The sequence below is a fragment of the Pseudomonas sp. GL-B-19 genome (assembly GCF_019956415.1).
Lineage (GTDB): Bacteria > Pseudomonadota > Gammaproteobacteria > Pseudomonadales > Pseudomonadaceae > Aquipseudomonas.
Genome location: NZ_JAHBDK010000031.1, coordinates 100,739 through 123,050, shown reverse-complemented (window position 1 = coordinate 123,050; position 22,312 = coordinate 100,739). Strand labels below are relative to the sequence as shown.

17 protein-coding genes are annotated in these 22,312 nt (G+C 58.9%); 9 read left to right on the top strand and 8 right to left on the bottom strand.

All coding sequences use genetic code 11. The features are described from left to right. Nucleotide 1 precedes the first annotated feature (1 nt). Together KGB06_RS13375 and KGB06_RS13370 are read left to right on the top strand one after the other, a co-directional pair. A complete protein-coding gene (locus KGB06_RS13375; RefSeq protein WP_223516437.1) occupies nt 2-970 on the top strand; it encodes an ABC transporter ATP-binding protein in 969 nt (322 codons plus the stop codon). After that, nucleotides 970-1,950, top strand: a complete 981-nt coding sequence (locus tag KGB06_RS13370) for a peptide ABC transporter ATP-binding protein (RefSeq protein ID WP_223516435.1) — start codon at nt 970-972, stop codon at nt 1,948-1,950. Before KGB06_RS13375 ends, KGB06_RS13370 begins: the two co-directional genes overlap by 1 nt. A gap of 189 nt (nt 1,951-2,139) precedes the next feature. On the opposite strand, the gene KGB06_RS13365 is transcribed toward KGB06_RS13370, so the two are convergent. The 4 genes from KGB06_RS13365 to KGB06_RS13350 form a co-directional block, all read right to left on the bottom strand. Then, a complete protein-coding gene (locus tag KGB06_RS13365) occupies nt 2,140-2,394 on the bottom strand; it encodes a hypothetical protein (RefSeq protein ID WP_223516433.1) in 255 nt (84 codons plus the stop codon). A gap of 155 nt (nt 2,395-2,549) precedes the next feature. After that, nucleotides 2,550-3,788: an MFS transporter gene (locus KGB06_RS13360; protein WP_223516431.1), complete on the bottom strand. Its 1,239-nt coding sequence runs from the start codon at nt 3,786-3,788 to the stop codon at nt 2,550-2,552. After that, nucleotides 3,781-4,065: a hypothetical protein gene (locus KGB06_RS13355; RefSeq protein ID WP_223516429.1), complete on the bottom strand. Its 285-nt coding sequence runs from the start codon at nt 4,063-4,065 to the stop codon at nt 3,781-3,783. The genes KGB06_RS13360 and KGB06_RS13355 overlap by 8 nt, the downstream gene beginning before the upstream one ends. Before the next feature lie 490 nt (nt 4,066-4,555). Next, entirely contained in the window at nt 4,556-6,139 is a 1,584-nt protein-coding gene (locus KGB06_RS13350) for a peptide chain release factor 3 (RefSeq protein WP_223516427.1), read from the bottom strand. Between the two features lie 456 nt (nt 6,140-6,595). On the opposite strand from KGB06_RS13350, the gene KGB06_RS13345 reads away from it, so the two are divergent. From KGB06_RS13345 to KGB06_RS13325, 5 genes are all read left to right on the top strand, one after another. Then, the gene (locus KGB06_RS13345) at nt 6,596-7,312 is read left to right on the top strand and encodes an ABC transporter permease (protein WP_223516425.1); all 717 of its coding nucleotides are present in this window, start codon (nt 6,596-6,598) and stop codon (nt 7,310-7,312) included. Nucleotides 7,313-7,332: 20 nt separating this feature from the next. Next, the gene (locus tag KGB06_RS13340; RefSeq protein WP_223516423.1) at nt 7,333-8,226 is read left to right on the top strand and encodes a glycine betaine ABC transporter substrate-binding protein; all 894 of its coding nucleotides are present in this window, start codon (nt 7,333-7,335) and stop codon (nt 8,224-8,226) included. Nucleotides 8,227-8,238: 12 nt separating this feature from the next. After that, nucleotides 8,239-8,931 carry an ABC transporter permease gene (locus tag KGB06_RS13335; RefSeq protein ID WP_223516421.1) on the top strand — a complete coding sequence of 231 codons (693 nt, stop codon included), beginning with the start codon at nt 8,239-8,241 and terminating at the stop codon, nt 8,929-8,931. Nucleotides 8,932-9,153: 222 nt separating this feature from the next. Next, nucleotides 9,154-10,311 (top strand): betaine/proline/choline family ABC transporter ATP-binding protein, encoded by a 1,158-nt coding sequence (locus KGB06_RS13330; RefSeq protein ID WP_223516419.1) that lies wholly within the window; start codon nt 9,154-9,156, stop codon nt 10,309-10,311. 467 nt (nt 10,312-10,778) lie between these two features. Beyond that, nucleotides 10,779-11,942, top strand: a complete 1,164-nt coding sequence (locus KGB06_RS13325) for a type III PLP-dependent enzyme (protein WP_027924486.1) — start codon at nt 10,779-10,781, stop codon at nt 11,940-11,942. Between the two features lie 58 nt (nt 11,943-12,000). Here the strand turns inward: KGB06_RS13325 and KGB06_RS13320 are convergent, their stop codons facing one another. Beyond that, the gene (locus KGB06_RS13320) at nt 12,001-12,768 is read right to left on the bottom strand and encodes a tetratricopeptide repeat protein (protein WP_223516417.1); all 768 of its coding nucleotides are present in this window, start codon (nt 12,766-12,768) and stop codon (nt 12,001-12,003) included. After that, nucleotides 12,765-13,445 carry a Fe2+-dependent dioxygenase gene (locus tag KGB06_RS13315; protein ID WP_223516415.1) on the bottom strand — a complete coding sequence of 227 codons (681 nt, stop codon included), beginning with the start codon at nt 13,443-13,445 and terminating at the stop codon, nt 12,765-12,767. The genes KGB06_RS13320 and KGB06_RS13315 overlap by 4 nt, the downstream gene beginning before the upstream one ends. Before the next feature lie 208 nt (nt 13,446-13,653). Here KGB06_RS13315 and KGB06_RS13310 point away from each other — a divergent pair, with 208 nt between their 5' ends. Together KGB06_RS13310 and KGB06_RS13305 are read left to right on the top strand one after the other, a co-directional pair. Beyond that, complete coding sequence (locus tag KGB06_RS13310) at nt 13,654-15,978, top strand: TonB-dependent receptor (RefSeq protein ID WP_223516413.1); 2,325 nt, start codon at nt 13,654-13,656, stop codon at nt 15,976-15,978. Nucleotides 15,979-16,211: 233 nt separating this feature from the next. Further along, on the top strand, nt 16,212-18,740 hold the full coding sequence (locus KGB06_RS13305; RefSeq protein WP_223516411.1) for a PepSY domain-containing protein: 2,529 nt from the start codon (nt 16,212-16,214) through the stop codon (nt 18,738-18,740). Nucleotides 18,741-18,862: 122 nt separating this feature from the next. On the opposite strand, the gene KGB06_RS13300 is transcribed toward KGB06_RS13305, so the two are convergent. Beyond that, nucleotides 18,863-20,404: an alkaline phosphatase D family protein gene (locus tag KGB06_RS13300; protein WP_223516409.1), complete on the bottom strand. Its 1,542-nt coding sequence runs from the start codon at nt 20,402-20,404 to the stop codon at nt 18,863-18,865. Nucleotides 20,405-20,569: 165 nt separating this feature from the next. Beyond that, nucleotides 20,570-22,309: a PTS fructose-like transporter subunit IIB gene (locus KGB06_RS13295; RefSeq protein WP_223516407.1), complete on the bottom strand. Its 1,740-nt coding sequence runs from the start codon at nt 22,307-22,309 to the stop codon at nt 20,570-20,572. Between the last annotated feature and the right edge of the window lie 3 nt (nt 22,310-22,312).

The window sequence follows — 22,312 nt, the reverse complement described above, 5'->3', positions numbered from 1 at the left end:
AATGTCACTGTTAGAAATCAAGAATCTCAACGTTCGCTTCGGCGACAAGAACGCCGTTCCGGTGGTCGACGGCCTCGACATTACTGTGGAAAAAGGCGAAGTCCTGGCCATCGTTGGCGAGTCGGGTTCCGGTAAATCCGTGACCATGATGGCGCTGATGGGCCTGATCGAACATCCGGGGATCGTCACCGCCGACGCCCTGAATTTCGATGGCAAGAACATGCTCAAGCTCAGCAACCGTCAGCGCCGGCAAATCGTCGGCAAAGACCTGGCCATGGTCTTCCAGGACCCGATGACCGCACTGAACCCGAGCTACACCGTCGGTTTCCAGATCGAAGAAGTGCTGCGCCTGCACCTGAAAATGTCCGGCAAGCAAGCCCGCAAGCGTGCCATCGAGCTGCTGGAAAAAGTGGAAATCCCTGGCGCCGCGAGCCGTATGGACGCTTACCCGCACCAACTGTCCGGCGGTATGAGCCAGCGTGTGGCGATCGCCATGGCGATTGCCGGCGAACCGAAACTGCTGATCGCTGACGAACCGACCACTGCACTGGACGTAACGATTCAGGCGCAGATCATGGACCTGCTGCTGGCGTTGCAGAAAGAACAGAACATGGGCCTGGTGCTGATTACCCACGACCTCGCGGTCGTGGCCGAAACCGCCCAGCGCGTGTGTGTGATGTACGCCGGCCAAGCGGTTGAAGTCGGTCAAGTGCCACAGCTGTTCGACATTCCGGCGCATCCGTACAGCGAAGCATTGCTCAAGGCGATTCCGGAACACAGCCTCGGTGCCACGCGCCTGGCCACGCTGCCAGGCATCGTTCCAGGTCGTTATGACCGTCCGCAGGGTTGCCTGCTGTCGCCGCGTTGCCCGTACGTGCAGGAAAACTGCCGTCAGCAACGCCCAACCCTTGACCCGAAAAGCAACAGCCTTGCCCGCTGCTTCTACCCGCTGAATCAGGAGGTGGCGTAATGGCCGTCGTACTTACCGCCCGCGACCTGACCCGTCACTACGAAGTGTCCCGTGGCCTGTTCAAGGGTCATGCGACCGTGCGCGCCCTGAACGGTGTGTCTTTCGAACTGGAAGCCGGCAAGACCCTCGCCGTTGTAGGCGAGTCGGGCTGTGGCAAATCCACCCTGGCCCGTGCTTTGACGCTGATCGAAGAGCCGTCCTCCGGCTCCTTGAAAATCGCCGGCCAGGAAGTCACCGGTGCCGACAAGGCCCAGCGCAAGCAACTGCGCAAAGACGTGCAGATGGTGTTCCAGAGCCCGTACGCGTCGCTGAACCCTCGGCAAAAAGTCGGTGACCAGCTCGGCGAACCGCTGCTGATCAACACCAACCTGAGTGCATCCGAACGTCGCGAGAAAGTCCAGGCGATGATGAAGCAGGTGGGCTTGCGTCCCGAGCACTACCAGCGTTATCCGCACATGTTCTCCGGCGGTCAACGCCAGCGGATTGCCCTGGCCCGCGCGATGATGTTGCAGCCTAAAGTGCTGGTAGCGGATGAGCCGACCTCGGCATTGGACGTGTCGATCCAGGCGCAGGTGTTGAACCTGTTCATGGATTTGCAGCAAGAGTTCAACACCGCCTACGTGTTCATCTCGCACAACCTGGCGGTGGTGCAACACGTGGCTGATGACGTGATGGTGATGTACCTCGGTCGCCCGGTGGAAATGGGTCCGAAGAACGACATCTACGAGCGCCCTCTGCACCCGTACACCCAGGCGCTGTTGTCGGCCACGCCGACCATTCACCCGGACCCGAACAAGCCGAAAATCAAAATCGTCGGCGAGTTGCCTAACCCGTTGAACCCACCGTCCGGCTGCGCTTTCCACAAGCGATGCCCGTACGCCACCGAGCGTTGCAGCACCGAAGAGCCGGCCTTGCGCCTGCTCGACAGCCGCCAGGTGGCGTGCCATTACGCCGAGCAGTTCATCGACGGCGCAGCGTAAAAATGTGGGAGCGAGCCGGCTCCGGGCGGCGTTCCGACGATTGCGCCCTTTCATTCGACATTGATGTCGACTGACCTGACGCCTTCGCGAGCAGGCTCGCTCCCACAGGGATATCGGAGCTGTTCACTAACCCCTTCTACTTCGATTGCTTAGCTATCGGGGCAGAAGGGGTTTTATTTTGTACGTCAGTTACGTTTGGCTATCGCCTTCATCGTCGTCGGTGTCCGGCTCTTCAGTGGTCGAATCGTCATCGTCCTTGCTGCCACCCTGATCTTGGTCCCCAGGCTCTGATTCGCCCTTGGCGATCATCAGGCCAGTGTGTGTTACCTGGCCGCTCGACGCCTGTTCACCATGGTCCGGGCACTCTGCCCATGCCGCCGACATACCCACGCACAACATCACTAAAACCTTAAGCAACAGCACAATGCGTTGAAAAATGCTCATAGCCGAATCCATCCTTTTTGGGGTGACGCTTGGGCGCCTGACTGACGCTGAGTCAAATCTAGTTCCGATCAGCGTGGTTCTCCAGTAGGACGCTAACGAGGCGGTGGAAATGCCATTGGCGGGGAGATTGGTTTTGAATAAGGTCTATAACCAGATCAGCTAAATGAAGCAGGATCACTGATCGCCGATAAAAATACTCTTTCCTGCTCCGACACACGAGTCGCTTGATAAATCAGCGGTAGAGACGACAACGCCAGAGCCGCGCTGGCGAGCCAGACGCTATGCCCGCCAAAATAACCATAGAGCTGGCCTCCAAGCGTCGGCGAAAGCAGCACGCTCGCACTCCAGCACATGGTAAAAAGACCAAAGTACTGCCCGCTCTTGCCCGCTTGCGCACGCTGCATGACCAGCACATTGAGAGTCGGCATAAAGAGAATTTCACCAACCGTCCAAACGACCGTCGACAGGCAGACAAACAACATTCCGGAACCCAGAGGCAGCATTCCCAGTCCGCAAGCCAACAACAAACTGCCTGCCAACAGTTGCCGTCGCGCGCCCCCTCGCTCCGCCCAGTGAGACAACGGAATCTGCAACGTCACCACTAGCATCGCATTCAAAGCGAATTGCCACCCGATGACCTCCGTACCTAACTGATAGTAATCGAGCAAGTAATTGCCCAGCATGCTGTAAACCGGTTCAAAGGCCAGGCCGAGCAAGACAGACGCCCCCAACAACCAAAGGAAATGCTTGTCCCGATACGGCACGCATGAAACTGAATCCGTATCGGTGGCCCCCTTCATCAAAAAAGCTTTGCGATGAAATGTCGACCGGACAAACCAGACCAATGCCAGCACCGTCATTGCCGCACTGACAAAAAACAGCAGGCGAAAATCAGTCTGCGCCAGGACGCCACCCGCCACTCCAGCTACCGCCATCCCCAGATTGCTCCCGACACGGCTCAACGACTGAGCGCGAGCACGTTGCTTAACTTCGCAATGCTCCATAAGCAAACGCTGATGAAGCGTACGAATTGCACCGTCGAGCGCACCACTGAACAGCAGTAACCCGGCAAGAAAAGACACATCAGTGACCAGCCCCAACAAGACCAGTATCCATGCAGAGACAAAAAACAACGCGGCGGTGAGCCGCGCAGTGGGGAAATGATTACTCAGCAGCCCTCCCACCATAGAACCTACCGGTAAGCCGGCCCCGTAACCGGATAACAACCAGCCAACCGTCTCAATCGGAAATCCCAGTTCCTGACGCAGGTAAAACGCCATGAATAGTTTGACCATGGCACTCAATCGGCTGATAAAAATCAACGCAGCAAGGACCCAGGCCATTGGACAGAAGTAGCCAGCGAGCCGAGTCACATGAGTAAACCGACTAATCATTCCATTGGTCCAGATCGAGACTCACATGACTGTTAATGCCTTTTGAAACGAAAGGAATATCCGAGCGAATTTTATGGTTTGCATCGTAAAAATACTGCGCAGGCAACCTCATGGAAGGTTCAAAAGCATCGCTGCTACAGACTTCGAAATCGGCAGCTGTACTGGCTATCAGATCGTAGTAACGCTCGATGACAGAAATCGGGCTGTTTGGTCGCATGGTTACCAACGTATCTATACCGCTTTTCATCACGTCCATTTGTCGGGTGCGCCTGCTCATGGAAGGTCACTGTTTGCGAAATGTCCTCCGAACACTAGACGTCAACAATTGAGCTGTCGCCGGTAAAAGACTGGGGTATTGAAAAGTAGACTCGAGCTACAAACCCCAGAAAGGAAACCGACAGAAATACTTTACATACGTGTCGACTCAGGCTTCGCCATGCCCTGACGCAGCTGCTGGATGTCAGCGGATCACGCAGGTTTGAACGGCGGAAAAGTCTTGGAGATATTTCTGGATGATCGATGTCATCTAGAGTCCGGTGCGCTAAGGCGAAGCGGCATAAATCAGCCAGGAAACGGCCTGCCAACACAAAACCTGTGGGAGCAAGCGTGCTCGCGATGGCTGACTAACCTTCAACACCGGCGTTGCATGAAAAAATGCATCGTCGGAACGCCGCCCGGAGCCGGCTCACTCCCACAGGGGGAATGCTTCAGGCAACAAAAAACCCCGCAGCTTTCGCAACGGGGTTTTCGGTGTTTCGACTCAGCGCTTAATGATGCTCACGCGTCGCACGGAATTTCACGTCCGGCCAGCGCTCTTCCATCAACGCCAGGTTAACCCGGGTCGGGGCCAGGTAGGTCAGGTGACCACCGCCGTCGACTGCAAGGTTTTCCACGGCCTTGATCCGGAACTCCTCAAGCTTCTTCTTATCGTCGCAATCGATCCAGCGCGCGGAATAAACGGTAATCGGCTCGTAGGAGCACTCAACCTTGTATTCCTCTTTCAAGCGGCTGGCGACCACATCGAACTGCAGCACACCGACGGCGCCGAGGATGATGTCGTTGCTGCGCTCAGGGAAGAACACCTGGGTCGCGCCTTCTTCGGCCAGTTGCTGCAAGCCCTGACGCAGTTGCTTGGATTTCAGCGGATCGCGCAGACGCACGCGACGGAACAGTTCCGGGGCGAAGTGCGGGATACCGGTGAAGCCCAGGACTTCGCCTTCGGTGAAGGTGTCGCCGATCTGGATGGTGCCGTGGTTGTGCAAACCGATGATGTCGCCGGCAAACGCTTCTTCCAGTTGCTCACGCTCGGAGGAGAAGAAGGTCAGCGCGTCGCCGATCCGCACGTCTTTGCCGGTGCGCACGTGGCGCATCTTCATGCCTTTTTCGTACTTGCCGGAGCAGATACGCATGAAGGCGATGCGGTCGCGGTGTTTCGGGTCCATGTTCGCCTGGATCTTGAACACGAAGCCGGCGAATTTCTCCTCGACCGGTTCTACGGTGCGCTCGTTGGCAACACGGGCCAGCGGTTTCGGCGCCCAGTTGACCACGGCGTCGAGCACGTGATCGACACCGAAGTTACCCAATGCAGTACCGAAGAACACCGGGGTCAGTTGACCGTCGAGAAATTCCTGCTGGTTGAACTCGTGGCAGGCGCCCTGCACCAGTTCCAGTTGATCAACGAAGCGATCGTACTCGTCGCCCAAGTGTGCGCGAGCTTCATCGGAATCGAGCTTCTCGATGATTTTTACATCGGTACGCTCGTGGCCGTGACCGGCGGTGTACACGATGATGTAGTCGTCGGCGAGGTGGTAAACGCCTTTGAAGTCGCGGTAGCAACCGATCGGCCAGGTGATCGGCGCGGCCTTGATCTTCAGGACCGCTTCGATTTCGTCGAGCAGTTCGATCGGGTCGCGGATGTCACGGTCGAGTTTGTTGATGAAGCTGACAATCGGCGTATCACGCAGACGGCAAACGTCCATCAGCGCGATGGTCCGTGGCTCTACACCCTTACCGCCGTCGAGGACCATCAATGCCGAGTCGACCGCCGTCAGGGTGCGGTAGGTGTCTTCGGAGAAGTCTTCGTGGCCCGGGGTGTCGAGCAGGTTGATCATGTGGTCGCGATACGGGAACTGCATGACCGACGTGGTAATCGAGATACCACGCTGCTTTTCCATTTCCATCCAGTCGGAGGTGGCATGGCGGTCGGACTTGCGAGACTTCACCGTGCCCGCAATCGCAATCGCCTTGCCCATCAGCAAGAGTTTCTCGGTGATGGTGGTTTTACCGGCATCGGGGTGGGAAATAATGGCGAAAGTGCGGCGTTTCGCGACTTCGGCGGCCTGTTTGGTCATGGGAAATCGCCTGGCAGGTGATTCAAAAAAGGGCGGCGAGTATAGCGCAAACCGACTGTCACGGACCACCGCTCGTAGGCCCACCGAACACCGCATCACTCTGTAGGAGCCGGCTTGCCGGCGATGGCATCGCCTCGGTCTGTCAGATACACCGAGGTGATGCCATCGCCGGCAAGCCGGCTCCTACAGGTACGTGGTTGGGCATCAAGGGTGGCTATCTGCTGTTAAATATGGAACCTTTTAAAAGGTGCAGACGTCCACTCCCCTGTTACGGCACTCGTATCAGGGGCTGAAAAATCAGCAAGTTAGCCTGACGAGGCTGCGCTTATGGCTCGATCTCATGTGGTTTTACCCGCATGAAGAGCTGCTTCTCGCGAACGTTGATTTTCCCGGCAGCCAGGAATGGACAGCCGTACGGGACTGCGTTCGCCGACAAAAGAAAAAAGGAGTCCGCCTGTGGCTATTCGCTATGGCAAAGGGCTGATAGGAGGAGCGGTTGTCGTCGCCCTTCTGGCCCTGCTGGTCCATTGGATTGGCATCAACACGATCGAACATTACCGCGACGATTTGTTGTTTTACCTGCAAGCTCATCTGATTCTCGTCCTCGCTTCCATGCTGGCTGCCCTTGTTGTGGGTATCCCCGCCGGCATCTTCCTCAGCCGTCCGACCATGGTGGGACGCGCTGAACGCTTCATGCAGCTCTTCAACATCGGCAACACCGTGCCGCCTCTTGCCGTACTGGCCATCGCCCTGGGCATCCTCGGCATCGGTAGCGGCCCTGCAATCTTCGCCCTGTTCCTCGCCTCGCTGTTGCCGATCGTGCGCAACACCTATGAAGGCCTGAAAAACGTTCAGGGTTCACTGAAAGAAGCCGCCGTCGGCATCGGCATGACCCCGACTCAAGTGCTGTGGCGAGTCGAGTTGCCGAACGCGGTGCCGATCATCATTGGCGGCGTGCGCGTGGCGCTGGCGATCAACGTCGGCACGGCACCGCTGGCATTCCTGATCGGCGCCAACAGTCTGGGCAGCCTGATTTTCCCCGGCATCGCCCTGAACAATCAGCCGCAATTGCTGCTCGGCGCGGCCTGCACCGCCCTGCTGGCCTTGCTGCTCGACGGTCTGGTGACACTCGCCAGCCGCCTCTGGCTCGAACGCGGCTTGCGCCCGTCTTAAGCCTCGGCAAAGGAAATTTCATGAAAAGTATTAGCTTGTTACTAGGCTGCGTCCTGCTGTTCGCAGGATTTGCCCAAGCCGCTGAAAAACCGGTGATCCGCATCGGCGCGCGGGTGTTCACCGAACAAACCCTGCTGGCGGAAATCACCTCCCAATACCTGCGCACCAAGGGTTACGACACTCAGGTGACCGGCGGACTGGGCAGCAACCTCGCTCGCAGCGCCCACGAAAGTGGCCAGCTGGATTTGATGTGGGAATACACCGGCGTGTCGCTGGTGGCTTACAACCACATCACGGAAAAACTCGACAGCGCCCAGTCCTACGCCAAGGTGAAAGAACTCGACGCGAAAAAAGGCCTCGTCTGGCTGACCCCGTCGAAGTTCAGCAACACCTACGCCCTGGCCCTGCCGGAAAAAACCGCGAAGGCCTATCCACAGATCAACAGCATCAGCGAGCTGAACACGGTGTTGCAGGCTGAGCAGAAACAGAATCACCTGGTCGCGCTGGACACCGAGTTCGCCAACCGTTCCGACGGTCTGAACGGCATGGTCGACCTCTACGGCATGAACCTGACGCGCAAAAACATCCGGCAAATGGATGCTGGTTTGGTCTACACCGCCCTGCGCAACGGCCAGGTATTTGCCGGTCTGGTCTACACCACTGACGGTCGATTGAACGCCTTCAAGCTGAAACTGCTCGAAGACGACAAGCACTACTTCCCCGACTACACCGCCGCACCAGTCGTGCGCCAGGTGTACCTCGACGCCCATCCGAAACTCGCCGAAGAACTCAAGCCGCTGGCCGAACTGTTCGACGACGAAACCATGCGCCAGCTCAACGCGCGGGTCGATGTCGATCACCAAAGCCCGTCATCCGTTGCCGCCGATTTCCTGCGCCAACATCCCATTAAATAAGGAGGAAAAGACATGGAATTTCTGAACGCCTTTTCCCATCTCGACTGGCCATTGGTGTTGCACCTGACCTGGCAACACATCACCCTCGTCGGCATCGCTGTGACGTTGGCGATCGTGGTCGGCGTGCCGCTAGGCATCCTGATGACGCGTTTCCCGACACTCGCCGGCCCGTTGCAGGCCAGCGCCACGGTGTTGCTGACCGTGCCGTCGATTGCGTTGTTCGGCCTGCTGCTGCCGTTCTACTCCAAATTCGGCCAGGGCCTCGGTCCGATGCCGGCGATCACCGCAGTGTTTCTGTACTCGCTGCTGCCGATCATGCGTAACACCTACCTCGCCCTGACCGGTGTCGAACCGGGTATTCGCGAAGCCGCGCGCGGCATCGGCATGACCTTCGGCCAGCGCCTGCGCATGGTCGAACTACCGATCGCGGTGCCAGTGATCCTCGCCGGTGTGCGCACCGCCGTGGTCATGAACATCGGTGTCATGACCATCGCCGCGACCATCGGCGCCGGTGGCCTCGGTGTACTCATTCTCGCTTCCATCAGCCGCAGCGACATGTCGATGCTGATCGTCGGCGCCGTGCTGGTCAGCCTCCTGGCCATCTTCGCCGACCTGCTTCTGCAATGGCTGCAACGCACGCTGACGAGTAGGGGGTGTTCGCCGCAAATGGCGGGCGCGCCGTCGCCCCACAAAGCGCAAGACTAGGCGCGAGGAGAGAGATTTGGTTTCTTCAAATGAACGACGAGCAACGACGGATTGCGCTTTGTGGGGCACGGCCCTCCGGGTTGGAGCTGTGATCCCGCCGGGCTGCGTTGTGGGACTTGAAAAGGAAACGACATTTCCTGCGTCCCACGCCTTGCCCGGCGGGATCACAGCTCCAACGCGCTCCGCCATTTGCGGCGAACACCCCCTACCTGGACTCCTGAAATGATCGAACTTCAAAACCTCAGCAAGACCTTCCAAAGCAACGGCAAAGATGTGAAAGCCGTGGACTCGGTAAGCCTGACCGTCAATGAAGGCGAAATCTGTGTGTTCCTCGGGCCATCGGGCTGCGGCAAAAGCACCACGCTGAAGATGATCAACCGACTGATCAAACCGACCTCGGGCAAGATCCTGATCAACGGCGAAGACACCACCGACCTCGACGAAGTGACCTTGCGTCGCAATATCGGCTACGTGATCCAGCAGATCGGTCTGTTCCCGAACATGACCATCGAGGAAAACATCACCATCGTTCCGCGCCTGCTGGGCTGGGACAAACAGAAATGCCACGACCGCGCCCGCGAGTTGATGAGCATGATCAAGCTCGAACCCAAGCAGTACCTGACTCGCTACCCGCGTGAGTTGTCCGGCGGTCAGCAGCAGCGGATCGGCGTGATTCGTGCGTTGGCCGCGGATGCGCCGCTGTTGCTGATGGATGAGCCGTTCGGCGCGGTCGACCCGATCAACCGCGAGATGATTCAGAACGAGTTCTTCGAGATGCAGCGGGCGCTGAACAAGACCGTGATCATGGTCAGCCACGACATCGACGAAGCGATCAAGCTGGGCGACAAGATTGCGATCTTCCGCGCCGGAAAACTGTTGCAGATCGATCACCCGGACACCCTGCTGGCGCACCCGGCGGATGATTTCGTCAGCAACTTCGTCGGCCAGGACAGCACGCTCAAGCGTCTGTTGCTGGTGAAAGCCGAAGACGCGGCGGACAACGCGCCGTCGGTCAGCCCGGAAACGCCGGTGGCCGAGGCGCTGGAGTTGATGGACGAACTGGACCGCCGATACGTCGTGGTGACCTGTGCAGACAACAAGGCTCTAGGCTATGTGCGACGCCGCGATTTGCACCGTCAGGCCGGGACTTGCGCGCAGTATCTGCGTGAGTTCAATGCCACGGCGGCGTACGACGAGCATTTGCGCATTCTGCTGTCGCGCATGTACGAGTTCAATCGTTCGTGGCTGCCGGTGATGGATGCTGAGCGGGTGTTTCTGGGTGAAGTGACTCAGGAGTCGATTGCCGAGTATTTGAGCTCTGGCAAGTCCCGTGGGGGCAAGACCAGCATTGTTTCGCCAGCCGAGACTGCGTTGGCCTGATCTGACGCCATCGCGGGCAAGCCTTGCTCCTACGGGATTGGTGTCGTGCAAACGAAATTGGCACGCCACAAAACTTGTAGGAGCAAGGCTTGCCCGCGATTGGGGGCACCACAAATCCCTCTGACACCCCTCAAATACCCATCCAACGGGAACATCACACTGTCATGCAGGTCGGTTACATCAGTAACTGACAGGGACCGCACGACGGAACCGTGTAAAAACGCGACATTTTTTGTTGATCTCAAGCCCCTCACGCCCTAAAGTTCGCGCCGAACGTCCATGCTGGAAACGATCCATCCGGCTCAAGTACTGACGACGAGACAGCAAGGCCAAGGGAAAGCACCGATTCCCATGGCCTTTTTGCTTTCGGCGACATGCCTTGGGAAGTAGGCGAACCAAAGTGGGGATACGGAGGACGTTCATTTGCACCCATTGTTAATTTCAGTTTGCCAGTAGGAGTTCCCAGCATGTCGATCAACGTCGAAGACTATTTCGCGCGCGATACCTTCAACAAAATGAAGGCCTTCGCCGACAAACAAGAAACCCCGTTCGTGGTGATCGACACCGCGATGATCAGCCAGGCCTATGACGACCTGCGCGCCGGTTTCGAATTCGCCAAGGTCTACTACGCGGTCAAGGCCAACCCGGCCGTCGAAATCATCGACCTGCTCAAAGAGAAAGGCTCGAACTTCGACATCGCGTCGATCTACGAGCTCGACAAAGTGATGAACCAGGGCGTCGGCCCGGATCGCATCAGCTACGGCAACACCATCAAGAAATCCAAGGACATTCGCTACTTCTACGAGAAGGGCGTGCGTCTGTATGCCACCGACTCCGAAGCCGACCTGCGCAACATCGCCAAGGCTGCACCGGGTTCGAAAGTCTACGTGCGCATCCTCACCGAAGGCTCGACCACGGCTGACTGGCCTTTGTCGCGCAAATTCGGCTGTCAGACCGACATGGCCATGGACCTGCTGATCCTCGCCCGTGACCTGGGCCTGGTGCCTTATGGCATCTCGTTCCACGTCGGCTCGCAACAGCGCGACATCAGCGTCTGGGACGCAGCGATCGCCAAGGTCAAAGTGATCTTCGAGCGTCTGAAGGAAGAAGACGGCATTCACCTCAAGCTGATCAACATGGGTGGCGGCTTCCCGGCCAACTACATCACCCGCACCAACAGCCTGGAAACCTACGCCGAAGAAATCATCCGCTTCCTCAAGGAAGACTTCGGTGATGATTTGCCGGAAATCATCCTTGAACCAGGCCGTTCGCTGATCGCCAACGCCGGCATCCTGGTCAGCGAAGTGGTGTTGGTCGCGCGTAAATCCCGTACCGCCGTCGAGCGCTGGGTGTACACGGATGTGGGCAAGTTCTCCGGCCTGATCGAAACCATGGACGAAGCCATCAAGTTCCCGATCTGGACCGAGAAGAAAGGCGAGATGGAAGAAGTGGTCATCGCCGGCCCGACCTGCGACAGCGCCGACATCATGTATGAAAACTACAAATACGGCCTGCCGCTGAACCTGGCGATCGGTGATCGTTTGTACTGGTTGTCGACCGGTGCGTACACCACCAGTTACAGCGCGGTTGAGTTCAATGGCTTCCCGCCGTTGAAATCGTTTTACGTGTAAAAACCACACGCAGAAATCAAAAAGCCCATGACGTGTCATGGGCTTTTTTGTGTCTGCGTTACAGCGGTGTCAGTTGCCGCTCAAGTTCGATAACACGTTGGGCATATTCGGGTGCCAGTGCGCGAAATTGTGGATTCTCAGCGTTTGACAAGCTCTTGCTCGCGACCCGCAGGAAATTCAGATTTCCACCGGCCAATGCTTTATGCAACCAAGCCAACGCCTCTTCGGCATTCCCTTCCTCGGCCAGCACAGCGGCATAACTGAACTGCCCACGGAAATCCCCACCGACCGCCGAACGTCGATACCAGTCGCGGGCCGCTGCCTGAGCTGCGGGGCACACCCGCCCTTCCTCCAGATAGCGCCCCAACAGGTTCATCGACTTCGCGTGACCCAATTCAGCCGCGTGGCGATAGAGATTAAACGCTTGTGCCTGGTCTTCGACCACTCCTCGCCCGGTGGCCAGCAGGTTGGCGTAGTTGTACATCGCCCAATCGAGCCCCCTCTGCGCCGCGATTCGGTAATGCCGTGCGGCAACCGAAGCATCCGCCACACAACCCCACCCATGCTCATGACAACGCCCGAGCATGTTGCGAGCCATCAGGTGCCCGCCATGCGCGGCGATCACGAACCAGCGCAACGCCAACGTCTGATCCTGTGCGATGCCGTTCCCATCCAGCAGAATCTGCCCCAGCAAGGCCTGAGCATCGAGTACGCCTTCGCGAGCAGCCATCAAAATCGCCTGGGCTGCGCGCGCCGGGCTTTCCTCCAGCATGGCCTTGAGCGAATCACCGTCGAGGACTTCCTCGCGGCGCAGTTGATAACTCATACCTCGACCCAGCGGCGAAGCAAGTTGTGATAGGTGCCGGTGAGGCGAATCAACGAAGGATGATCCGGCATGTCCTGCGTCAACTGCTGGATCGCCCCGTCCATCTCGAACAGCAGCGCGCGCTGACTGTCTTCGCGCACCAGACTTTGTGTCCAGAAGAACGAGGCGTAACGCGTGCCGCGTGTGACGGCGTTGACCTTGTGCAGGCTGGTGCCGGGATACAAAACCATGTCCCCCGCCGGCAGCTTCACGCGTTGCGTGCCGAAGGTGTCCTGGATTTCCAGTTCACCGCCGTCGTAGTCCGCAGGCTCGCTGAAGAACAGCGTCGCCGAAAGATCGGTGCGCACCCGCTCGATGCTGCCCTTGGGCTGGCGTACGGCGTTATCGATATGAAAATCGAAACTGCCGCCGGCGGTGTAGCAATTCAGCAATGGAGGAAAAACCTTGTGCGGTAACGCGGCGGACATGAACAGCGGATTTTTCCACAGCCGATCGAGCATCGCCGCTCCCACTTCCTTGGCCAGTGGATGACCTTCAGGCAGCTGTAGATTGTGCTTGGCCTTGGCCGACTGATAGCCGGCGGTGATCTTGCCGTCCGCCCAATCGGCCTGTTCCAGAGCCTCACGAATGCGCTGCACTTCTTCTTTCGCGAACAAGCCGGGAATGTGCAGCAGCATGGCAAAGACACCTGAAATCAAAGGAGCGCTAATGGTATTGATTCTTATTGCTTCTGTAAAACCCTCACGACGGACGAACCACCAAAAACCGTAAGGTAAAATTGTAAAGAATGTAAATTCTTCGCAAATAATAACGTTTCGCAATTGATACAAATACGCGTCTACCCTATATTCCGCGGCCTCAAATCCTTGGGGAGGGGAATTCAAAATGTCGCGTCAACAACCACACGTACCGGTCAGTTCACCACGTTTGCTCGCATCGGCCATTGGCATGGCAATTACTGCCGGTTCTGCGGGCCACATGGTTTTCGCGGCGGAAAAAGCCGACGAAAAAGCACCGAGTAATGTGCTGTCGCTGGGCGCTACCGCCATCACTGGCGAGGCTCAGGACGAGACATCCTACTTCGTCGAAAAAGCCTCCTCATCCAAGTACACAGCGCCGCTGGTCGATACTCCGCGTTCGATCACCGTCATCCCGCAACAAGTCATCAAGGACACCGGCGCCCTCAATATGCAGGACGCGCTGCGCACCGTTCCGGGCATCACCTTCGGTGCCGGTGAAGGTGGCAACCCGCAAGGCGACCGTCCGTTCATTCGTGGTTTCGACGCGCAGGGCGATACTTATCTGGACGGTGTGCGCGACACCGGTTCGCAGAGCCGCGAGATCTTCGCCGTCGAATCGATTGAAGTCAGTAAAGGCCCGAACTCGGCCATGGGTGGCCGTGGCGCTGCTGGCGGCACCATCAACCTGGTGAGCAAAAAGGCCCACTTGGGTGACTCGTTTGATGGTGGTTTTACCTGGGGTTCGGACCAGACCCAACGTTACACTGTGGACGGCAACTATCAGTTAAATGACACCACCGCTGGCCGTCTGAACCTGTTGAGCCACGAAAGCAACGTCGCTGGCCGTGACAGCGTCGACTACGACCGCTGGGGCGTTGCGCCATCGCTGGCTTTCGGCCTGGGCACCGACACCCGCGTCAACCTCGATTACTACCATCTGGAAAATAACGACACACCGGATTCGGGCATTCCCTACTCCATTCCGGCTGCAGGTTCGGCTGCCCGCACTAAATCCAACCCGGACAAACCGGACGACGGCGGCGACAGCACAAACTTCTACGGCCTCAATGACCGAGACTTCCGCAAGGGCCGCACCGACACCGCGACCTTCGCCATCGAGCACGATCTGAATGACGCGATGACCGTCAAGAACACCTTGCGCCACGGTTCCAGCATGCAGGATTACATCCTGACCCAGCCGGACGACAGCAAGGGCAACGTCAACAATGGCACCGTCTGGCGTCGGGCCAACACCCGGGTCAGCAACACCGAGACCACGACTAACCAGACCGATCTGTTTGGTGACATCTACATCGCCGGGTTCAAGAACAGCTACTCCACCGGTATCGAGTACACCCACGAGGAGAGCCAGAAATCCTCGTACAACGTCAACACCGACACTACGCCACTGACGACAACCCCTCCTCCAAGCTTCAACTGCAACCCTGCGATTATCGGTGCACCAAGCGGTTACAACTGCACATCGCTGTCCAACCCGAACCCGAACGATCCATGGAACGGTGCGATCTCGCGTAACTATGCCGGCACCGACACCAAGGCCGATACGTACGCGTTGTATGTGTTCGACACCCTGGAGTTGTCCCAGCAGTGGTTGTTGAACATGGGTCTGCGTTACGACCATTTCGACACCGACTACAAAACCTTCAACGGTTCCAGCGTGACCACGTCCAAGGGCGATGACACCAGCGAATTCGTCACCGGTCAGTTCGGCGTTGTGTACAAACCGGCGGAAAACGGCAGCATCTATGCGTCCTACGCGACGTCTGCCACGCCACCGGGCAACACCTTGGGTGATGGTGCGGAAGGCAACCCGTTGGGTGGCACACCGGATCGCAACGGCAACCTGCTGAAAAGCGACATGGAACCGGAAACCACCAAGAACTACGAAATCGGTACCAAGTGGGACCTGATGAATGATCAGCTGTCGCTGACCGCCGATATCTTCCGCACCGAAAAAGATAACGCCCGCGTTCAAGTCAACACAACGACGTTTGAAAACGTCGGCAAAACCCGCGTTCAAGGTGTCGAGCTGTCGGCCACCGGCAGGATCACCGACAAATGGCAAGTGTTCGCCGGCTACGCCTACATGGACAGCGAGCAAATCGACGGCGGCCCGCTGGGTGCAGTCAATGATGGTAACGAACTGCCTAACACGCCGAAAAACAGCGCCAGCGTGTGGACGACCTATCAGGTCATGCCGAGGCTGACTGTCGGTGGCGGTGCGTTCTATGTCGACGATGTATTCGGCAACGTGGCCAACACCACCATGGTTGAATCTTACGTTCGTTACGACGCGATGGCGGCCTACAAGCTGAGCAAAAACGTCGACCTGCAACTGAACGTGCAGAACCTGACCAACGAAACGTATTACGACAAAGCCTTCTCGACCCACTTCGCCAACCAGGCGGCGGGCCGTACGGCATTGCTGAGCACTAACTTCCACTTCTGATCTAAGTGGGAGCGAGCCTGCTCGCGAATACGGTGTCTGTCGCACTTAATCGGTTGCGGCTGACATAGCCTTCGCGAGCAGGCTCGCTCCCACATGGAGAGTGGCTGGCAATAACGCCAGGCCCCGTTCATCTACATGAGCGGGGCTTTTGTGCGTAAAAAAGAATGTTTCTCGACAACCCACGGCATAATGCGCGCCGTGATGACACTTTTTGAACGAACAAGGCGAGCGACGTGTTGAAGAAAACCCTGTTCCAGTTGCACTGGTTTTTCGGCATCAGCGCCGGGCTGGTCCTGGCCCTGATGGGCATCACCGGGGCAACGGTATCGTTTCAGGATGAAATCCTGAGTGTGCTGAACCCTTCCGTGTTGCAGGTCGAGAAGCAGGTTGCTGGCGTCCTGCCGCCCGTCGAACTGGTCGAGCACATCGAAGCCGCGTCCGGCAAAAAAGTCTCGATGCTCTTCGTCGAGACCGACAGTGGCAATGCGGCCAAGGTGTTTTTCACGCCTCCACCGGGCCAACGCCGTGGCGAGATGCGCTACTTCGATCCGTACACCGCCGAGTTCATGGGCGACGCCACCGGCCAGGATTTCTTCGGCTTCGTGCTGCAACTGCACCGTTTTCTCGCCATGGGCGACACCGGTCGCAACATCACCGGCGCGTGCACGCTGATTCTGGTGTTCTTTTGCTTGTCCGGTCTGTACCTGCGCTGGCCGCGCCAGTGGAAAAGCTGGCGTGCCTGGCTGACTCTGGACTGGAAGAAAAAGGGTCGTAGCTTCAACTGGGATTTGCACTCGGTGGCCGGCACCTGGTGCCTGGTGTTTTACCTCTTTGCGGCGCTGACCGGGTTGTCCTGGTCGTATGAGTGGTACAACAAAGGCCTGACCCGTTTGCTGTCCGACGCACCGCAAAACGAGCGCGCGCGCGGTGGTCGCGGTCCTGCGCCGAGCGGTCCGGCACCAACCGCCGACTACGCGGCGATCTGGAGCAGCGTCTACAGCGCCGCGGGCCCGGCACTCAGTGCTTACAACGTCCGTATGCCGCCAGTGGCCGGTCAGCCGGCGACCGTGTTCTACCTGCTGAAAACATCCCCCCACGACCGTGCCATGAACCAGATCACCCTCGATCCGGTGACCGGTATCGTCAAGCAGCACGATCGCTACAGTGACAAGAGCCTGAAGGCGCAATGGCTGACCAGCATTTATGCACTGCACGTCGGTAGCTACTTCGGCATTGTCGGGCGGATCATCCTGACGATTACCGCGCTGACCATGCCGTTGTTTTTCGTCACGGGCTGGTTGCTGTACCTGGATCGTCGGCGCAAGAAAAAGCAGATCAAGGACGCACGCAAAGGCCTCGATCAACCGGGCAGCGATGCACCGGCGTGGCTGATCGGCTTCGCCAGCCAAAGCGGTTTCGCCGAACAACTGGCGTGGCAGACAGCGGGACAATTGCAGGCCGCCGGACTGCCGGTGAACGTGCAGCCGCTGGCGAGTGTCAGCGAACAGGATTTGCTTGATTCCAGTAATGCGTTATTCGTGGTCAGCACCTTCGGTGATGGCGAAGCGCCGGACAGTGCCCGCGGGTTCGAACGCAAGGTGCTGGGTCGGGCGTCGAGCCTGCAAAGCCTGAACTATGCGGTACTGGGCCTCGGTGATCGCCAGTATCAACACTTCTGCGGCTTCGCCCGACGCTTGCACGTCTGGTTGGGTGAGCATGGCGGCAAGACTTTGTTCGCGCCGGTGGAAGTCGACAGCGGCGACCCGTACGCCTTGCGTCACTGGCAGCAACAACTGGGCCTGTTGACCGGGCAAACACCGGTCGACACCTGGCAAGCACCGAGTTACGACAACTGGACACTGACCCGCCGCGACTTGATGAACCCGGACAGCAGCGGTTCGCCCGTGTACTTGCTGGGTCTTACCGCCCCGTCCACCAGCAGTTGGCTGGCCGGTGATCTGGTGGAAGTGTTGCCGCGTAATTGCCCGTGGGCCATCGAGCACTTCCTCGATGGCCTGGGCATCGACGGTCGTGCTTCGGTGGCGTTTGATGGCTTGTCACAACCTTTGGAGCAAGCACTCGCCACGCGCCAGCTACCGGAAAACAGAGCCCACCTGGTCGGCTTGCACGCTCAGGCATTACTCAATGCATTGGTTCCATTGGCCATGCGCGAATACTCCATCGCCTCGATTGCGGCTGACGGCATTCTGGAACTGATCGTGCGTCAGGAAATGCACGCCGACGGCAGCCTGGGCATCGGCTCCGGCTGGCTGACCGAACACGCACCCGTGGGAGGTACCATCAGCCTGCGAGTGCGGCGCAACAGTGGGTTCCATCTGCCGGCCGAGCCGGTGCCGATGATCCTGCTGGGCAACGGCACCGGCCTGGCCGGGCTGCGCAGTTTGCTCAAGGCGCGGATTGCCGATGGTCAACAACGGCATTGGCTGTTGTTTGGCGAACGTAATCGGGAACACGATTACCTGTGCCGCGATGAGCTGGAGGAGTGGTTGATTTCGGGCGATCTGGAGCGACTCGACCTGGCGTTTTCACGGGATCAGGCCGAGAAAATTTATGTGCAGGATCGATTGCGTGAGTCAGCGGATGAGCTGAAGAAATGGCTGGCTGATGGCGCCGTCATCTACATCTGCGGCAGCTTGCAAGGAATGGCATCGGGCGTCGATCACGTACTCAACGAACTGCTCGGGATTGCTGAGGTAGATCGCCTGATCGAACAGGGCCGCTACCGCCGCGACGTTTACTGACACCCCACCCTCCCTGTGGGAGCGAGCCTGCTCGCGAAGGCGATCTTACAGACAACGAAGATGTTGAATGTAATGACCTCTTCGCGAGCAGGCTCGCTCCCACAGGGGTGGTGCCACTTCAATTAGACCGGCTGCACCTTCTGTTCAAACACACTAACCCCATCCAGATCCCGCAACACCACCCTCATCTCCCCTGTCTGCCCGTCAATATTCACCTCGCCAAAAAACTGAAACCCGGCAAACGGCGAGGCGTTCTGCGTAGGCGATGCCTTTTCGAATACCACCTCAGGCCCGAACGTCATATCCAGCGAATCCGGCCCAAAACTCCCTGCGTTCAGGGGCCCGGCGACAAACTCCCAAAACGGCTCAAAGTCCTGGAACGCGGCACGATCCGGGTGGTAGTGATGCGCCGCGCAGTAGTGCACATCCGCCGTCAAAAATACGAAATTTCGCACTTGCTGCGCCCGCAAGAATCCCAACAATTCAGCGATTTCCAGTTCACGTCCCTGGGCCGGTCCCGGATCACCATTGGCCACCGCTTCCCACCGCGTCACGCCGGGGCTGACCTCTCCGTCGGGTGAGCCAAGGCCAATCGGCATGTCGGCGGCGATGACTTTCCACTGGGCTTGCGAGCCTTTCAATGCCTGCTTGAGCCAGTCCAGTTGCTCACGCCCGAGAAAGGGTTTGGCAGCGCCGAGGTTGTCATCGTTAGCGCCGCGATAACTGCGCATGTCGAGCACAAACACATCGAGCAGCGGCCCATAGCCGAGCTTGCGATAAATCCGCCCGCCGTTGTCGGCGCTCTGCAAGCGCATCGGTGCATATTCGAGCCAGGCCTGACGCGCGCGGCCCACCAGGCTGTGGATATCTTTCTCCTGGTAGCGTGCATCGAGTTGCTTGCCCGGTGACCAGTTGTTCACCACTTCGTGGTCGTCCCATTGCCAGATCTGCGGGACCTCGGCGTTGAAGCGGCGGATGTTTTCATCCATCAGGTTGTAGCGATAATTGCCGCGAAACTCATCCAGGGTTTCGGCGACCTTGCTCTTGGCTTCGCTGGTGATGTTGCGCCACACCCGGCCACTTTCGGTGGTCAGTTGCGCGGGTATCGGGCCGTCGGCGTAGATGGTGTCGCCGTTGTGGATAAAGAAATCCGGCAGGCGCAATCGCATGGCTTCGTAGATGCGCATGCCGCCGATGTCCGGGTTGATGCCGAAGCCCTGGCCGGCGGTGTCGCCGCTCCAGACAAAACGAATGTCACGGCGAGTTTGCGGCACGCTGCGCAAATGGCCGAACCAGGGTTCGCTGGCGACACCGCTTTGGGCGTCCTCGAAGGACACGCGATAGAAAATCGCCTGATCGGCGGGCAGCCCGGTGAGCTCCACGCGCGCAGTGAAATCGGTGCGGGCATCGGCCAGCGGCGAGACAAATCGGCGCGGGTTGCTGAACAGGCTGCGGGTGTCCCACTCCACGACCATCCGCGCCGGGCGGTCGCTGCGGCTCCAGATCATCGCCCGGTCACCCAGCACGTCGCCGGACTGCACACCGTCGGTGAGTTTCGGACGATCCTTGACCGAGGCGATCACGGCCGGCGCAAGCCCCGGCAACAGCAGCCCGGCGCCCACCGCCTGCATGACACGACGGCGACCGAGGTCGAATTCGCTCATGGCGTTCTCCCTGAAAAGGGAAACTAAAGCACATGCCCTTGTAGCCGGCATAACATTGTCCACTGTGGGAGCGAGCCTGCTCGCGAAAGCGGTGTAACAGTCACCATGTTTGTTGAATGTCAGACCGCATTCGCGAGCAGGCTCGCTCCCACAGTGGGGATAGTGTCAGGCGCTGGCGGGTTCCAGCGCCAGCTCGACCACTTCGGGCCGTTTGAGCAGCGCATACGCCACTGCCGTCAGCAAACTCCCGGCGACAATCGCCAGCAAGTACAACAGCGCATGGTTGATCGCATTCGGGATCGCGAGCACAAACAAACCGCCATGCGGCGCCATCAGTTTGCAGCCGAAATACATCGACAATGCCCCGGCCAGCGCGCCACCGGCAATGCTCGCCGGGATCACCCGCAACGGGTCTTTCGCAGCAAACGGAATCGCCCCTTCAGAGATGAAGCACAACCCCAGCACCAGCGCCGCCTTACCGGCTTCACGCTCAGTTTGGGCAAACTTGCGTCGCGCGATGAACGTGGCGATGCCCAGGCCAATCGGCGGCACCATGCCGGCAGCCATGGTCGCGGCCATCGGTGCATAACTCTGCGACGCCAGCAGCCCCACCGAGAACGCGTAAGCCGCCTTGTTGATCGGCCCGCCAAGGTCGACGCACATCATGCCGCCCAGCAACACACCGAGCAGAATTGCGTTGGTGGTGCCCATGCTGTCGAGGAAGTGCGTCAGCCCTTCGAGCATCCCGGCCACCGGTTTGCCAACCACGTAAATCATCACCAGACCGGTGAACAGGCTCGCCAGCAACGGGATGATCAGGATCGGCTTCAGCGCCTCAAGACTCTGCGGCAAACGCGCGTAGCGATTGATCGCCTGAGCGGCATAACCGGCGATGAAACCGGCAATGATCCCGCCGATAAAACCGGCCCCCAGGGTGCTCGCCAACATACCGCCGATCATCCCGGGCGCCAGGCCAGGCCGGTCGGCAATCGAGTAGGCGATGTAGCCCGCCAGCAGCGGCACCATCAATTTGAACGCAGTCTCACCGCCAATCTGCATCAGCGCTGCCGCGAGCGTGCCCTGCTCCTTGAACGCGGTGATGCCGAACACAAAGGACAAGGCAATCATCAACCCGCCCGCCACCACCATCGGCAGCATGAACGACACCCCGGTCAGCAGGTGTTTGTAGACGCCCGTCTTCTCTTGCGTGGCCGGGCCTTTGGAGCCGATGGCCGCAGTTTCCTGCCGACCTTCGGCCAGCGCTTTGTTCAGCGTCGCTTCGGCGTGTTTCAGCGCAATGCCGGTGCCGCAGCGGTAAATCTTCTTGCCGGCGAAACGCTCGGTGGCGACTTCGATATCACAAGCCAACAGCACCACATCGGCATCGGCAATCACCGCCGCGCTCAACGGATTGCGCGCGCCGACTGAGCCCTGGGTTTCTACTTGCAGGTCATAACCCAGACGCTTGGCCGCTTGTTGCAAGGCTTCAGCGGCCATGAACGTGTGTGCGACGCCGGTCGGGCATGCGGTGACCGCGACCAGTCGTGGCGCGTTTTTCGTGGGGGCGACGGGCTCGGCGACCACTTCGGGGGCAGCGTACATCTGAGCTTCTTCAGCGCCGCGCCGCAGCACCGCTTCAACATCTTGCAGGGCTTGCGCCGGGGTGCTCTGGTAAACGCGCTTGCCGACAAATCGAGTCATGTCCACCGGCGCGCTGGTCACCAGCAACACCCACTCGGCGCCCTCGATTGTGGTCGCCGACAGTCGCCGCTCCGGATGCGCCGCATCCACCACTTCGACACAGGTCATCCAGCCCTGACGCTGAGCCGCCGCATCGAGCAAGCGTGCGCACAGCACACTGGTAACCATGCCGTTCGGGCAGGCCGTAACAATGGCTAACTTCATCAC